The sequence below is a fragment of the Pseudomonas sp. S44 genome (assembly GCF_016624805.1).
Taxonomy (GTDB): Bacteria; Pseudomonadota; Gammaproteobacteria; order Pseudomonadales; family Pseudomonadaceae; genus Aquipseudomonas; species Aquipseudomonas machongensis.
The window spans coordinates 34,782-48,395 of record NZ_JACVTY010000029.1; the positions used below are offsets into that span (position 1 = coordinate 34,782).

11 protein-coding genes are annotated in these 13,614 nt (G+C 63.8%); 2 read left to right on the forward strand and 9 right to left on the reverse strand.

Annotated features, from left to right (window positions below):
• Window positions 1-121: 121 nt before the first annotated feature.
• On the reverse strand, window positions 122-1,021 hold the full coding sequence (locus IAE40_RS20045) for a LysR family transcriptional regulator (RefSeq protein ID WP_054892692.1): 900 nt from the start codon (window positions 1,019-1,021) through the stop codon (window positions 122-124).
• A gap of 100 nt (window positions 1,022-1,121) precedes the next feature.
• On the opposite strand from IAE40_RS20045, the gene IAE40_RS20050 reads away from it, so the two are divergent.
• Window positions 1,122-1,880 (forward strand): sulfite exporter TauE/SafE family protein, encoded by a 759-nt coding sequence (locus IAE40_RS20050; RefSeq protein WP_054892693.1) that lies wholly within the window; start codon window positions 1,122-1,124, stop codon window positions 1,878-1,880.
• 1 nt (window position 1,881) lies between these two features.
• Here the strand turns inward: IAE40_RS20050 and IAE40_RS20055 are convergent, their stop codons facing one another.
• The gene (locus tag IAE40_RS20055) at window positions 1,882-3,300 is read right to left on the reverse strand and encodes a GGDEF domain-containing protein (RefSeq protein WP_153773025.1); all 1,419 of its coding nucleotides are present in this window, start codon (window positions 3,298-3,300) and stop codon (window positions 1,882-1,884) included.
• Between the two features lie 146 nt (window positions 3,301-3,446).
• A complete protein-coding gene (locus tag IAE40_RS20060; protein ID WP_054892695.1) occupies window positions 3,447-5,279 on the reverse strand; it encodes an SLC13 family permease in 1,833 nt (610 codons plus the stop codon).
• 162 nt (window positions 5,280-5,441) lie between these two features.
• Here IAE40_RS20060 and IAE40_RS20065 point away from each other — a divergent pair, with 162 nt between their 5' ends.
• Entirely contained in the window at window positions 5,442-7,238 is a 1,797-nt protein-coding gene (locus tag IAE40_RS20065) for a glycoside hydrolase family 15 protein (RefSeq protein ID WP_200603744.1), read from the forward strand.
• A 78-nt stretch (window positions 7,239-7,316) separates the two neighbouring features.
• On the opposite strand, the gene nuoN is transcribed toward IAE40_RS20065, so the two are convergent.
• Genes nuoN through nuoI form a run of 6 tightly spaced genes read right to left on the reverse strand, consistent with a single transcriptional unit; the run spans window position 7,317 to window position 13,606 of the window.
• The gene (nuoN, locus tag IAE40_RS20070; RefSeq protein ID WP_054892697.1) at window positions 7,317-8,786 is read right to left on the reverse strand and encodes an NADH-quinone oxidoreductase subunit NuoN; all 1,470 of its coding nucleotides are present in this window, start codon (window positions 8,784-8,786) and stop codon (window positions 7,317-7,319) included.
• Window positions 8,787-8,793: 7 nt separating this feature from the next.
• The gene (nuoM, locus tag IAE40_RS20075; protein ID WP_054892698.1) at window positions 8,794-10,326 is read right to left on the reverse strand and encodes an NADH-quinone oxidoreductase subunit M; all 1,533 of its coding nucleotides are present in this window, start codon (window positions 10,324-10,326) and stop codon (window positions 8,794-8,796) included.
• A gap of 58 nt (window positions 10,327-10,384) precedes the next feature.
• Window positions 10,385-12,238, reverse strand: a complete 1,854-nt coding sequence (gene nuoL, locus IAE40_RS20080; protein ID WP_054892699.1) for an NADH-quinone oxidoreductase subunit L — start codon at window positions 12,236-12,238, stop codon at window positions 10,385-10,387.
• Complete coding sequence (gene nuoK, locus IAE40_RS20085) at window positions 12,235-12,543, reverse strand: NADH-quinone oxidoreductase subunit NuoK (protein ID WP_023631349.1); 309 nt, start codon at window positions 12,541-12,543, stop codon at window positions 12,235-12,237. The genes nuoL and nuoK overlap by 4 nt, the downstream gene beginning before the upstream one ends.
• 3 nt (window positions 12,544-12,546) lie before the next feature.
• Window positions 12,547-13,047 (reverse strand): NADH-quinone oxidoreductase subunit J, encoded by a 501-nt coding sequence (gene nuoJ, locus IAE40_RS20090; RefSeq protein WP_054892700.1) that lies wholly within the window; start codon window positions 13,045-13,047, stop codon window positions 12,547-12,549.
• Window positions 13,048-13,057: 10 nt separating this feature from the next.
• Window positions 13,058-13,606 carry an NADH-quinone oxidoreductase subunit NuoI gene (gene nuoI, locus IAE40_RS20095; RefSeq protein ID WP_011534620.1) on the reverse strand — a complete coding sequence of 183 codons (549 nt, stop codon included), beginning with the start codon at window positions 13,604-13,606 and terminating at the stop codon, window positions 13,058-13,060.
• Between the last annotated feature and the right edge of the window lie 8 nt (window positions 13,607-13,614).

The following is a 13,614-nucleotide window of genomic DNA, read 5'->3' on the forward strand; positions in this document are numbered from 1 at the left end:
TATCTGGCCTCGGAATTCTGTCCACAAAAAGCGTGGGTAGGTCTGTGGATAAAACGCTACAAGCCAGGAGTGAAGCGGCCTTTGTTAAATTGAGCAGAATTTGTACAGCACCATCTGAGGGTCAGGGACGCGCACGCCGCAGCGCCTGCAGCAGTTCACGGACCCGAGCCGGTTGTTCGCCTGGCGGATAGAGCGCATGCATCTGTGGATCCTGGCCGCTGCTGGAGGTCAGGTGATACGCCGGACATACCCGCAGCAAGCGCCCGGCCTGCACTTGTGGTTCGCCCAGCCAGTCGGCGAGGCGGGCGATGCCGGCGCCTGCCAGCGCGCTTTGATACACCGCAGTGCCAGCGGACAGACGCAGGCGCGGACGTGGTCGCAGGCTGGTGATCTGGCCGTCGCGGCAGAAATGCCAAGCCTTGAGGATGCGCGGAGCGGTGTGCAGGATCAGCGCATGGCCGCTCAACTCCTCGGGTTCCAGTGGCAAGCCGTGTTGCTGCAGGTACGCCGGGCTGGCGTACAGGTGGCGGCGGTAGTTCCACAGTGGGTAGCCGATCAGTTCGCTTGACTGGGGAAAGGCGCCGCGCACGACGAAATCGAACTTGCCTTGCACCGGGTCCAGAGCCTGGTCGACGAACTGTACGTCCAGGGTTACCTGGGGGTGACGCTGGGAAAAGTCGGCGAGTACCGCTGGCAGTACTTTCTGGCCTAACAGCTCGGGCACTGCGAAGCGGATCCAGCCTTGTGCCGAACCGCTCAGCGCCGCCAGCTCATCGGCGGCATCACGTTGCACCTCCAGCAAGCGTTGTGCATGTGGCAGCAGGTGTTCACCGGCTTCGGTCAGGGTAACGGCATTGGCACTGCGATTGAGCAGGCGGGTGCCAGCGTTGTCCTCCAGTGCTTGCACCGCGCGGGTTACGGCGCTGGGGGAGCGCCCCAGCGCGCGGGCGGCGGCAACGAAGCTGCGCTTGTGGGCGACGCTGACGAAGGCTTGTATTTCGCGCAGCATGTCCAATGCCATGGCGAGTTCCTCATTGCGGTTTGTGCAATATGGCATTTCAACACAGGTGCGGCCATTTGATTAGGCTTTGCGCACGCTCTCCCTGCCTGGAACCTTTCAAATGACGGATATCGTCCTGTTGTCCCTGTTCGCTTTCGCTGCCGGATTGATCGATGCTGCGGTCGGCGGCGGCGGGCTGATCCAGATTCCTGCATTGTTCAATGTATTGCCCGGTGCTCAACCGGCAGCGCTGCTGGGCACCAACAAGTTCGCGTCGGTGTGCGGCACGGCTTTCGCTGCGCGCTCGTTCATTCGCAAGGTCAGTCTCGACTGGGGGCTGATCGTGCCGGCGATGGCCAGTGCCTTTGTGATGTCGTTCGTCGGGGCTGCGACCGTATCGTTGGTCCCTCCCAGCGTGATGCGCCCAGCGGTGCTGGTGCTGATCGTATTGATGGCGATCTACACGTTCTGCAAGAAGGACTTCGGTGCCGTGCACACACCGACGCGCATCGGCCGCAGGGAACAGTGCCTGGCGGTACTGATCGGCGGTGCCATCGGTTTCTATGACGGTCTGTTCGGCCCTGGCACGGGCAGCTTCCTGATCTTCCTGTTCATCCGCTTTTTCGCCCTGGATTTTCTCCACGCCTCGGCGTCGGCCAAGCTTGTGAACATCGCCACCAATCTCGCAGCGCTGGTGTTCTTCGTTCCCTCGGGTAACGTGCTGTGGGCCATTGCATTGCCGATGGCGGTGTTCAACATCCTGGGGGCTTTGACGGGTACCTGGCTGGCGGTACGCAAGGGGGCAGGGTTCGTGCGCGGGCTGTTCCTGGTGCTGCTGTGCGTGCTGATCGGCAAGCTTTCGTGGGACCTGATCGGCTGACTCAGACGACCTGGCGCTGGGCCTGCTCGACACGATTGCGGCCATGGGCCTTGGCGCGATACAGCGCCTGGTCGGCGTCGGCCAGCAAGGCATCAAGGTCGGCTATCGGTTGGCTATCGTTGCAGCCACTGACACCGATGCTCACGGTGATACGCAGTGGCACCTCGCCTTGCACCATCTGCAGGTCCTGCACGGCCCGGCGCAGACGCTCGGCAGTGAACGCGGCCTGCTCGGGAGCCAGCCCCGGAACGACGATGACGAACTCCTCGCCACCCAGGCGAGCGAACAGCTCGCCGTCGTGCAGCTGGTCCTGCAGTACCCTGGCGCATTGGCGCAGGACGTGGTCGCCGACAGCGTGGCCATGGCGATCATTGATGGCCTTGAAGTAGTCGATATCGAGCATCATCAAGGTCAGCGGCAGCGCCTGGGCATGCTGCTGCCGGCCTTCGAGCAGGGCGTTGGCCTGGCGAGCGAAGGCGCTGCGGGTCAGGGCGCCGGTCAGGTGATCGATGGTCGCCTGGTGCGCCAGGCGCGACAGCAGGGCACGGTTGGCATTACTCACACAGGCCACCACCAGCGGCCCGAGCACCAGCATGGCGATGCCCAGGCGAGCCGACATCAGCGCAGTGACGCCAGGCTCGCTCTGCGGCACGCTGAAATGCATCAGGTTCTGGGCCACGGCAACGATGAGGGTGCTGCCCGCTGTCAGGGACAGCAACGAAAGCATGAAGGGGGAATAGCTCAGGGCGCACCACAGCAGCGCAGAAATGGGGAAGGCGATTGCGCCAGGGCCGCCGAAAACGATACTGAGCACCAGCGACGCCAGCAGCACCAGCAAGGGTGCCAGTCGCACAGGCAGCCCTCCGCTGCGCACCAGGGCCGGTAGCGACGGCGCAGTGAGCATGATCGGCAGCACGAGTACGCTGGTGGAGAACTGTTCGCTGAACCAGGCCAGCCAGGTGGCGCGCAATGACTGATCGAACCAGGGCGCGGCCATCACGCAGGCGAGGCTCGCAGCCACCACGGCCCCTGCGGCACAGGCAGCGAACACGCGCAGTACGCCGTGAGGTGTACGCAGGCGCCGGTGGGAGCGGGGCAAGTGCGCCAGCAGACGCCAGAGAGTGACGATCGCACCGACGTTGCACAGGTTGAACCACAGGGCCGGGCGCCACTCGCTGCCACAGATCAGATCAGCACTGACCATCGCCAGGTACATCAGGGCCACGCCCAGGATACTGCCCTGGCGGGGATGGCGCAGCAGAACCCCGGCCAACACCGCATTGACCGGCCAGAACAGCGACAGGGATTCGATCGGCCTGGCCAGGATGCCGCCCAGCGTCAGGGCGAAGGTCAGGCCAAACAGGATCAACGGAGGCAGCAGGCGCGACTGGGCTGAAAACACCATGGGCTCGACCGACAAGCGGAAACGTAATCCAGGACGACTACAGCGAACACCTGGGACACATGCCTTGCAGTGTGGTTCATGAAACGAATTGATGTCAATTGGATATTAGTTTGTGCCGATCCTCCCTGATATTTCAGGTTTGGTACAGGTTTTCAGCCGGCTCACTGCAACCCGAAGAACCAGGGCACCATCACCACGGTCACTCCCATCACCAGAAGGGTGAAGGGCACACCGATCTTGACGAAGTCGGCGAAGCGGTACTGGCCCGGGCCGAGCACCAGGGTATTGACCGGCGAGGACACCGGCGTCATGAAGGCTGCCGAGGCGGCCAGGGCCACGGTCATGGCGAAGGGGTACGGTGACATCCCCAGCTGTTGCGCCGTGCTGATTGCAACCGGAGCCATGAGCACTGCCGTAGCCGTATTGGAGATGAACAGCCCGATCACTGCGGTGAGGGCGAACAGGCAGGCCAGGATGGCCAGCGGGCCGGCGCCGCCGAGCAGGCCGACCAGCCCGGTGACGGCCAGGTCGATGCCGCCGGTCTTCTGCAGGGCCAGGGCGAAGGGCAGCATGCCGACGATCAGTACCAGGCTTTGCCAATGGATCGCGCGGTAGGCGCTGTTCATGTCGATACAGCGCCCGGCGCCCATCAACAGGCAGCCGATCAGCGCAGCGAGGACATTGGGTACCAGGCCGCTGACCATCAGTCCGACCATCACCGCCAGGCTCAGCAAGGCGTGCGGAGCACGGGCGCGCGCAGGCGCCACCTGATCGACTTCGGCTGGCAGGCTGAGTACCAGGAAATCGCGCGGCTGACTTTGCAGCTGGCGCACGGCCTTCCAGGGGCCGATGACCAGCAGGGTATCGCCCAGGCGCAGTTTCTCTTCCACCAGTTGCTCATCGACCGCGTTCTGCTCGCGGCGCAGGCCGACCACATTGAGGCCGTAGCGACTGCGAAAGGCCAGCTCCAGGATCGTCTTGCCGATCAGTTGCGAACCGGGCGGCAGCGAGACCTCGGCCATGCCCACTTCCTGCGATTGATCGATGAAGTAGGCGGCCTTGAAGTGCAGGGGTTCCAGTTGCATGGTCTGGCACAGGCTGCGCAGATCGTCGCGATTGGCGAAGAGGTCGAGCAGCAGCACATCGCCCTGTTGCAGCAAGGTGCCGGAGTCGGCGGCGATCACCCGGGTGGTGAATTTGTGCTGGCGCTCGATGCCGACCACATTGGCGCCATGGCGGGTACGTAATTCGAGTTCGCCAAGGGTATGGCCGATCAGCGGCGAATGTGGACGAATGCGCAGCCGCCGCTCGCGGCCGCTGAGTTTGTAGTCCAGCACCAGGTCGAGCAGGGTGCGACGGCTTTCGCTGCGGCCGTCCTTGCGCACCTCGCCGTTGAGCCAGCGGCGGGTCAGCAACATGTAGCCCACACCCAGCACCAGGATGACCAGGCCGAACGGGGTGAAACTGAAGAAGTTGAAGCCCTCCAGCCCATGGCGTACCAGCTCGCTGTGCACCACCACGTTCGGTGGCGTCGCCACCAGGCTGAGCATGCCGCTGATCAGGCCGGCGAAGCTCAGCGGCATCATAAGGCGGCTTGGCGAGCGCTTTTGACGCGCAGCGATGCTCAGCACCACCGGGATGAAAATCGCCACCACCCCGGTCGAACTCATTACTGAGCCAAGCCCGGCGACTGCGACCATCAACAGCACCAGCAAGCGTGCCTCGCTGTTGCCGGCGCGCTCGCTCATCCAGTCGCCGATGCGGTAGGCGATGCCGGTGCGCACCAAGCCTTCGCCGATCACGAACAGCGCGGCGATCAGCACCACGTTGGGATCGCTGAAGCCGGCCAGGGCCTGCTCGACGGTGAGGATACCGGACAGCGGCAGAAACAGGATCACCAACAGGGCAACCACATCCATGCGCGGGCGGTTGAGGATGAACAGGGTGACGACGATGGCCAGCAGGCCGAGGACCAGGAGCAGGTCGGAAGACATGGGGCAGGGTGATCCTTCACGGGTTGGGGCTGGGGAGAACAGTAGCAGGCCAGGGGGGCGACGTCGTTGATGTACTGCAGGATTCGGGCGAGGGGCGCAAAGCGTGCTCGGTTGTGGTCACAAACAACAGAGCGAACCCAAGCCTCAATCCAAGGAGCTCCAATGCCCGCGCACATCGAAGACTATGCCCTGCTTGGCAACTGCCGTAGCGCAGCCCTGGTCAGCCGCGATGGTTCGATCGACTGGCTGTGCCTGCCCCGTTTCGACGCCCCGGCGGTGTTCGCCGCCTTGCTCGGCAATGAAGAAAATGGTCGCTGGCGCCTGGCGCCCAGTGACCCGGTGGAGCAGTGCAGCCGGCAGTACCTGGGCGATACCCTGGTACTGGAAACCACCTGGACCACTGCCAGCGGCCGTGCCCGGGTACTCGACTGCATGCCCCTGGGTGAAGACAACGCCGTGCTACGCATCGTCGAAGGTCTTTCGGGGCAGACCCGATTCGAGCTCGATCTGGTGCTGCGCTTCGACTATGGCCGCAGTGTTCCCTGGGTGGAGCGGCTCGATCCACTGACCCTCAGTGCCGTTGCCGGCCCCGACCGGCTGATCCTGCGTAGCACGGTCGGGTTGCATGCAATGGACCATCACAGCGTCTGCCGCTTTCATGTGGGCGCGGGCGAGCGGCAGGTGTTCGCCTTGCGTCATCAACCCTCGCACCTGCCCGACACGCCGGATTTCGACGCCGATCAGGCGCTCGCACGCACCCTGGAGCTCTGGCAGGACTTCGCTGCCCGCTGCCCTGACATGGGGCCGCACAGCGCTCTGGTGCGTCGCTCGCTGTTGACCCTCAAGGCGCTGACCTATGCGCCCACCGGCGGGATCGTCGCTGCGGCCACCACCTCGCTGCCCGAGCGCATTGGTGGCGAGCGTAACTGGGACTATCGCTATTGCTGGTTACGGGACGCCACCATGACCCTGCTGGCGTTCATGAACCTGGGGTACTTCGATGAAGCGCAGGCCTGGCGCGAATGGCTGCTGCGTTCGGTGGCCGGTAACCCGGAGCAGATGCAGATCATGTATGGCCTGGCAGGCGAGCGCGACCTGGCCGAATTCACCTTGCCCTGGCTGGCCGGCTATGAACGCTCAAGCCCGGTGCGCATCGGCAACGCAGCCTCCGGGCAGCGCCAGCTGGATATCTATGGTGAGGTGGCCGATGCCATGGCCCAGGCGATCAAGGGCGGGCTGCCCCGCCACCCTCGCAGTGCCGCAATCGCCCGGTTGATCATGCCGTATGTGGAGCGCATCTGGCGCGAGCCCGACGAAGGAATCTGGGAGGTGCGTGGCGGACGCCAACAGTTCGTGCATTCGAAGGTGATGGCCTGGGTTGCGTTCGACCGTGCGGCGAGTCTGGCTGAAACCACCGAGGAGGATCGCGAACGGGGCACGCATTATCGTCAGGTAGCCGAGCAGATTCACCGAGAGGTGTGCGAGCAGGGGCTGGACGCTGGTGGGCAGTACTTCGTGCAGGCCTATGGTTCGAGCGAGCTCGATGCCAGCTTGTTGCAGATTGCCCTGACCGGTTTTCTGCCAGCGGAAGATCCGCGCTTCTTGCGGACGCTGGAACAGATCGAGCATCGTCTGCTGAAGAATGGTTTGTTGCTGCGCTACGACAGCGACAGTTGCAGCGATGGCCTTGCGCCTGGGGAGGGGACCTTCCTGGTGTGTTCGTTCTGGTTGGCTGACGTGTATGTGCTGCTGGGGCGTCAGGCCCAGGCGCAGGCCTTGTATGACCGCCTGACCGGGTTGTGCAACGACGTGGGCCTGCTGGCCGAGCAGTACGATCCGCTCGGGCAGCGAATGCTGGGGAATTTTCCCCAGGCGTTCAGCCACATCGGCATTATCAATACCGCGTTGAATCTGCACCGAGCTGAATGCCCGGCGCGGGACCGTGCTCGCTGTGGTTGAAGGCGGTGGCCGGTTTTACCGGTGCCAGAAACAAGACACCCCGCCGAGGCGGGGTGTCTTGATACAGCGCAGAACGGATCAGCCCACCAGGTGCAGGCCAGCCTGCTGAACCAGTTCCAGCAACGGCTGCGGGTATACACCCAGCACGAAGGCCAGGATCGCAACGGCCAGCAGCATGACGCCGCCGGTACGCTGTTCCCACTTCAGCGGCGCATCGTGACGACGCAGGTTCGGCTCTACCAGGTACAGGGTCACCATGACCCGCAGGTAGTAGTACACGCCGATGGCGCTGCCGATCACCAGAGCACCGACCAGCCACCACAGGTGCGATTCGACGCCGGTGGCGATGATGTAGAACTTGCCGATGAAGCCTGCAGTCAGCGGGATACCGGCCAGCGACAGCATCATCACGGTCAGTACCGCGGTCAGGTACGGACGGCGCCAGAACAGGCCGCGGTACTCGTACAGCGCGTCGGCGTCACGGCCGGCGTACGGCGAGGACATCAGGGTGATCACGCCGAAGGCGCCCAGGCTGGTGATCACGTAGGTGACCAGGTACACGCCCATGGCCTCCAGTGCCAGACCCTTGCTCGCCACCAGGGCGATGACCAGGTAACCGAAGTGGGCGATGGACGAGTAACCCAGCAGACGCTTGAGGTTGCTCTGGGTCAGCGCCAGCAGGTTACCGACCAGGATCGAGGCGACGGCGATCACTGCCAGTACGGTGCTCAGCACGCCACTGCTGGCGGCAGGGGAGAGCATGAACAGGCGCACGACCACGGCGAATACCGCAACCTTGCTGGCGGTGGCCAGGAAGGCGGCGACCGGTGCCGGAGCACCTTCGTACACGTCCGGCGTCCACAGGTGGAAAGGCACGAGCGACAGCTTGAAGGCCAGGCCTACCAGCATCATGCCCAGGCCCAGCTGGGCCAGCAGGCTTGGCATGCTGGTGGCGGCCAGGGCCTTGCCCAGCTGGTCGAAGGTCAGGGCGCCGGCATCGGCGTAGAGCAAGGCCATGCCGAACAGCAGGAAGGCCGAACCTGCAGCCGAGAGCACCATGTACTTGATGCCGGCTTCCAGCGAGCGCTTGTTGAAGAACGCATAAGCTACCAGGCCATAGACCGGCACCGACAGCAGCTCCAGGCCGATGAACAGGCCTGCCAGGTGGTTGGCGCTGACCAGCACCAGGCCCCCCAGCGCCGACATCAGCAGCAGCAGGTAGAGTTCTTCACGGTTGCCCGGGAAGCCCTTGGAGCCCTCGCCCAGGTAGGCGTGGGCGAGGGTAACGCAGGCCAGAGTGGCCACCAGGATGATCGCCATGTACAGGCAGGCGAACTTGTCGATGGTCACCAGCGAGGTGACCGCCAGCGGTGCGACTTTCAGTGCCGGCAGGATCGACAGCAGGGCCAGGTTCAGGCCCACGGTGGACAGCAGGAAGGTCTGCGAGTGGTTGCGCTTCCAGGCGATCGCCAGCATCACCACCACCGTGGTGATGGTGGTGATCAGCATCGGCGCCAATGCGATGAAGTGTTGAGTGGTGAATTCCATAGCGCTCTTACCGGGCCGAAGCGAGTTGAGTGAAAGCGGAACCGAGCCACTGCTGCACACCGCTCATGGTGGCGGCAGAGGTGTCGAGGAACGGCTGCGGGTAGACGCCCAGCACGATCAGCAGCACCGCCAGGCCCAGCACCATGATCAGCTCGCGTCCGTCCATGCCGGCCAGCACGGTGTCGGCTTTGGCCGGACCGAAGTAGGCGCGGTGGATCATGATCAGCGAGTAGACCGAGCCGAACACGAGGCCGGTGGTGGCGATCACGGTGATCCATGGCACGTGGGCGAAGCTGCCGATCAGGATCAGGAACTCGCCGACGAAGTTGCCGGTGCCCGGAAGGCCCAGCGACGCGGCGGCGAAGAACAGGCTGATGGCTGGCAGATACGCGATGCGGTGCCACAGGCCGCCCATCTGGCGCATGTCACGGGTGTGCAGACGCTCGTACAGCTGGCCGGACAGGATGAACAGCGCCGCAGCCGACAGGCCGTGGGCCAGCATCTGGATCACCGCACCCTGCAGGGCCTGCTGGCTGCCGGAATAGATACCGATCAGCACGAAGCCCATGTGCGAGACGCTGGAGAAGGCGATCAGGCGCTTGATGTCGGTTTGGGCGAAGGCCAGGAAGGCGCCGTAGAAAATACCGATCAGGCCCAGGGTCATGGCGATCGGCGCGAACTCGGCCGAGGCGTTCGGGAACAGCGGCAGGGCGAAGCGCAGCAGGCCGTAGGCGGCAGTCTTCAGCAGGATGCCGGCGAGGTCGACGGAGCCTGCAGTCGGCGCCTGGGCGTGGGCGTCAGGCAGCCAGGAGTGGAACGGAACCACTGGCAGCTTGACCGCGAAGGCGATGAAGAAGCCCAGCATCAGCAGGTATTCGACACCTGGGGGCAGCTGTGCCTTGAGCAGGTCGCTGTAGTTGAAGGTGATCACCCCGGTGGCGTTGTAGTTGACCAGCACCAGACCAAGGATCGCCACCAGCATGATCAGGCCGCTGGCCTGGGTGAAGATGAAGAACTTGGTCGCCGCGTAGATCCGCGTCTTCTTGCCATCTGCCGAGCTGTGACCCCAGAGCGCGATGAGGAAGTACATCGGCACCAGCATCATTTCCCAGAAGAAGAAGAACAGGAACAGGTCCAGCGCCAGGAACACACCGACCACGCCGCCGAGGATCCACATCAGGTTGAGGTGGAAGAAGCCGACGTGGCGCTGGATCTCTTTCCACGAGCACAGCACCGACAGCACACCGAGCAGGCCGGTGAGCAGGATCATCAGCAGCGACAGGCCGTCCAGGGCCAGGTGGATGCTGATGCCGAAGCGCTGGATCCACTGGACTTTGTATTCCACAGCCCAGGCAGGTTCGGCGCCCGGGGCGGGGGCGAGGGTGTAGTCACCGGTGCCCCACAGCCACAGGCCGATACCGAGCAGCAGGGACATGGTCAGCAGCGCGATCCAGCGCGGCAGGGTGGCGCCGAAGCGCTCACCCAGCCAGCACAGGAAGCCGCCGATGAAGGGGATCAGGATCAGCCAAGGCAGAATCATGACGGGTTCGTTTCCTTTCGCAGAGTCGCAAGGTTCGCGAGGTTCGCAATATTCATGGTCATACCGCGGCCACTACCACGGCGCCGAGCACGAGCACGGCACCTACGGCGATAGAGGCGGTGTACCAGCGCAGCTGACCGGTCTCGGTCTTGCTCATGGCGACGTGGCCGCCGCGAGCCATGCGAGGAATCAGGCCGATACCGCGGTCAACCGGGTCCTTGCGCAGGATGTGGCTGATCAGCAGGTAAGGTTTGACGAACAGCTTGTCGTAGATCCAGTCGAAGCCCCAGGCGGCGAACCACCAGGCGGACAGGACGCGACCGATGCTGCTGTTGGCGATCGCGGTGACCAGGCGACGTTTGCCCAGGAACAGCACCGCAGCCAGCAGGATACCGGCGATGGCGATGGCGCCCGAGGCGATCTCCAGCGAGTGCTTGGCTTCGCCACCGGCGTGACCGGCGCTCTCAGGCAGCACGCCTGCCAGCGGCGGGTGGATCCAGGCGCCGACGAAGGTCGACAGCACGATCAGCACGCCCAGCGGCAGCCAGTGGCTGATGCCGTGGCCAGCGTGGGCTTCGGTCTTCGCTTCGCCGTGGAAGGCGATGAAGATCAGGCGGAAGGTGTACAGCGAGGTCATGAACGCGCCGACCAGGCCTGCGTACAGCAGGTTGGTGTTGCCGCTGGCGAAGGCTTCCCAGAGGATCTCGTCCTTGGAGTAGAAGCCCACGGTCAGGATCGGCAGGGCGGCCAGCGCAGCACCACCGACCACGAAGCTGGCGTAAGCCAGTGGCAGCTTCTTCCACAGGCCGCCCATCTTGAAGATGTTCTGCTCGTGGTGGCAGGCAACGATCACCGCACCGGAGGCAAGGAACAGCAGGGCCTTGAAGAAGGCGTGGGTCATCAGGTGGAAGATCGCCGCATCCCATGCGCCAACGCCCAGGGCGAGGAACATGTAGCCGATCTGGCTCATGGTGGAGTAGGCGAGGATACGCTTGATGTCGGTCTGCACCAGCGCGGCGAAGCCGGCCAGTACCAGGGTGATGCCACCCACTACGCCAACCAGGTGCAGGATGTCCGGCGCCAGGGTGAACAGGCCGTGGGTACGGGCGATCAGGTAGACGCCTGCGGTGACCATGGTCGCGGCGTGGATCAGTGCCGAAACCGGGGTCGGGCCAGCCATCGCGTCGGCCAGCCAGGTCTGCAGCGGGAGCTGGGCCGATTTACCGACCGCACCACCGAGCAGCATCAGGGTGGCCAGAACCATCCAGGTGTCGCCCGCCTGGAATTTCTGCGGTGCCAGCACCAGCAGTTCCTGGACGTTCAGCGTACCCAGTTGGGCGAACAGGATGAACAGGCCGATGGCCATGAACACGTCGCCGATGCGGGTGACGATGAAGGCCTTCAGTGCCGCGTTACCGTTGTTGCGGTTGCTGTAGTAGAAACCGATCAACAGGTAGGAGCACAGGCCTACACCTTCCCAGCCGAAGTAGATGAACAGCAGGTTATCGCCCAGGATCAGGAACAGCATGCTGGCGATGAACAGGTTGGTGTACGAGAAGAAGCGCGAGTAACCGGCTTCGCCACGCATGTACCAGGAGGCGAACAGGTGGATCAGGAAGCCTACGCCGGTGACCACGCCGAGCATGGTGACCGACAGGCCGTCCAGGTACAGGGTGAAATTCGGCGCGAAGCCGTCCACCGACATCCACTGCCACAGCAGCTGGCTGTACGCACCGCCTTCAGGCGGCGCGACGTTGAACTGCCAGATCACGTAGGCGGCGGTCGCGGCCGAGAGGCCGACCGAACCGACGCCGATCAGGGCGGACAGGTTCTCCGAGAACCGCCCGCGCGAGAACGACAGCAGCAGGAAGCCGATCAGGGGAAAGACGAAAGTCAGGAAGAGAAGGTTCATCCGCGCATCTCACTGGCAGCATCGATGTCGAGAGTGTGGAAGCGGCGATACAGCTGCAGCAGGATTGCCAGGCCAATGCTGGCCTCGGCGGCTGCCAAGCTGATCACCAGAATGAACATCACCTGACCGTCGGGCTGGACCCAACGGGCACCGGCGACGATGAACGCCAGGGCTGCGGCGTTCATCATGACTTCCAGGCTCATGAGCACGAAGAGGATGTTGCGGCGGACCATCAGGCCGACCAGACCTAAGCAGAACAGGATGCCGGCGACCGCCAGACCATGCTCGAGAGGGATAGCACCCATGATTTACTCCTTCGCCTCGTTGCGGCCCAGGTGGAAGGCGGTGACGGCCGCGGCCAGCAGCAGCATCGAGGCCAGTTCGACCACCAGCAGGTAGGGGCCGAACAGGCTGATGCCGACGGCCTTGGCGTCAACCGTGGTACCGCTGATGGCAGCACCGCTCGGATTGGCGAACAGCACGTACAGCAGCTCCAGCAGCAGCAGGGCGGCGAGGATCACCGGCCCTGCCCAGATGCCCGGCTTGAGCCAGCCACGCTCCTGGGCGACCGAAGCCGGCCCCAGGTTGAGCATCATCACCACGAAGACGAACAGCACCATGATGGCGCCAGCGTAGGCGATCACTTCCAGGGCGCCGGCGAACGGCGCACCCAGGGAGAAGAAGATCATCGCCACGGAGATCAGCGAAATGATCAGGTAGAGCAGGGCGTGCACGGGGTTTGTGCCGGTCACCACCCGAAGGGTGGAGACCACGGCGATCCCGGATGCGAAGTAGAAAGCGAATTCCATCTTTCTGTCCTTATGGGAGCAAGCTCTTCACGTTGATCGGCTCGGCTTCGTTCTGCGCAGAGCCTTTCGGCTTGCCAGCGATGGCCATACCCGCAACACGGTAGAAGTTGTAGTCAGGGTTCTTGCCGGGGCCGGAGATCAGCAGATCTTCTTTCTCGTACACCAGGTCCTGACGCTTGAACTCGGCCATTTCGAAATCCGGGGTCAACTGGATCGCGGTGGTCGGGCACGCCTCTTCACACAGGCCGCAGAAGATGCAACGCGAGAAGTTGATGCGGAAGAACTCGGGATACCAACGGCCATCCTCGGTCTCGGCTTTCTGCAACGAGATGCAGCCGACCGGGCAGGCCACCGCGCAAAGGTTGCACGCTACGCAGCGCTCCTCGCCGTCGGGATCGCGGGTGAGGACGATGCGGCCACGATAGCGTGGCGGCAGGTACACGGGCTCTTCGGGGTATTGCAGGGTGTCGCGCTTGCGGAACCCGTGGGAGAACACCATCACCAGGCTGCGCAGCTGAGTGCCGGTGCCCTTAACGATGTCGCCGATATATTTGAACATGGGTCAAA

Bases quoted from the DNA above. Each gene is read 5' to 3' on its own strand.
- IAE40_RS20045 (WP_054892692.1), bottom strand. From the start codon at position 1,021: ATGGCATTGGACATGCTGCGCGAAATACAAGCCTTCGTCAGCGTCGCC.
- IAE40_RS20050 (WP_054892693.1), top strand. From the start codon at position 1,122: ATGACGGATATCGTCCTGTTGTCCCTGTTCGCTTTCGCTGCCGGATTG.
- nuoI (WP_011534620.1), bottom strand. From the start codon at position 13,606: ATGTTCAAATATATCGGCGACATCGTTAAGGGCACCGGCACTCAGCTG.
- nuoM (WP_054892698.1), bottom strand. From the start codon at position 10,326: ATGATTCTGCCTTGGCTGATCCTGATCCCCTTCATCGGCGGCTTCCTG.
- nuoN (WP_054892697.1), bottom strand. From the start codon at position 8,786: ATGGAATTCACCACTCAACACTTCATCGCATTGGCGCCGATGCTGATC.
- nuoL (WP_054892699.1), bottom strand. From the start codon at position 12,238: ATGAACCTTCTCTTCCTGACTTTCGTCTTTCCCCTGATCGGCTTCCTG.
- nuoJ (WP_054892700.1), bottom strand. From the start codon at position 13,047: ATGGAATTCGCTTTCTACTTCGCATCCGGGATCGCCGTGGTCTCCACC.
- nuoK (WP_023631349.1), bottom strand. From the start codon at position 12,543: ATGGGTGCTATCCCTCTCGAGCATGGTCTGGCGGTCGCCGGCATCCTG.
- IAE40_RS20065 (WP_200603744.1), top strand. From the start codon at position 5,442: ATGCCCGCGCACATCGAAGACTATGCCCTGCTTGGCAACTGCCGTAGC.
- IAE40_RS20060 (WP_054892695.1), bottom strand. From the start codon at position 5,279: ATGTCTTCCGACCTGCTCCTGGTCCTCGGCCTGCTGGCCATCGTCGTC.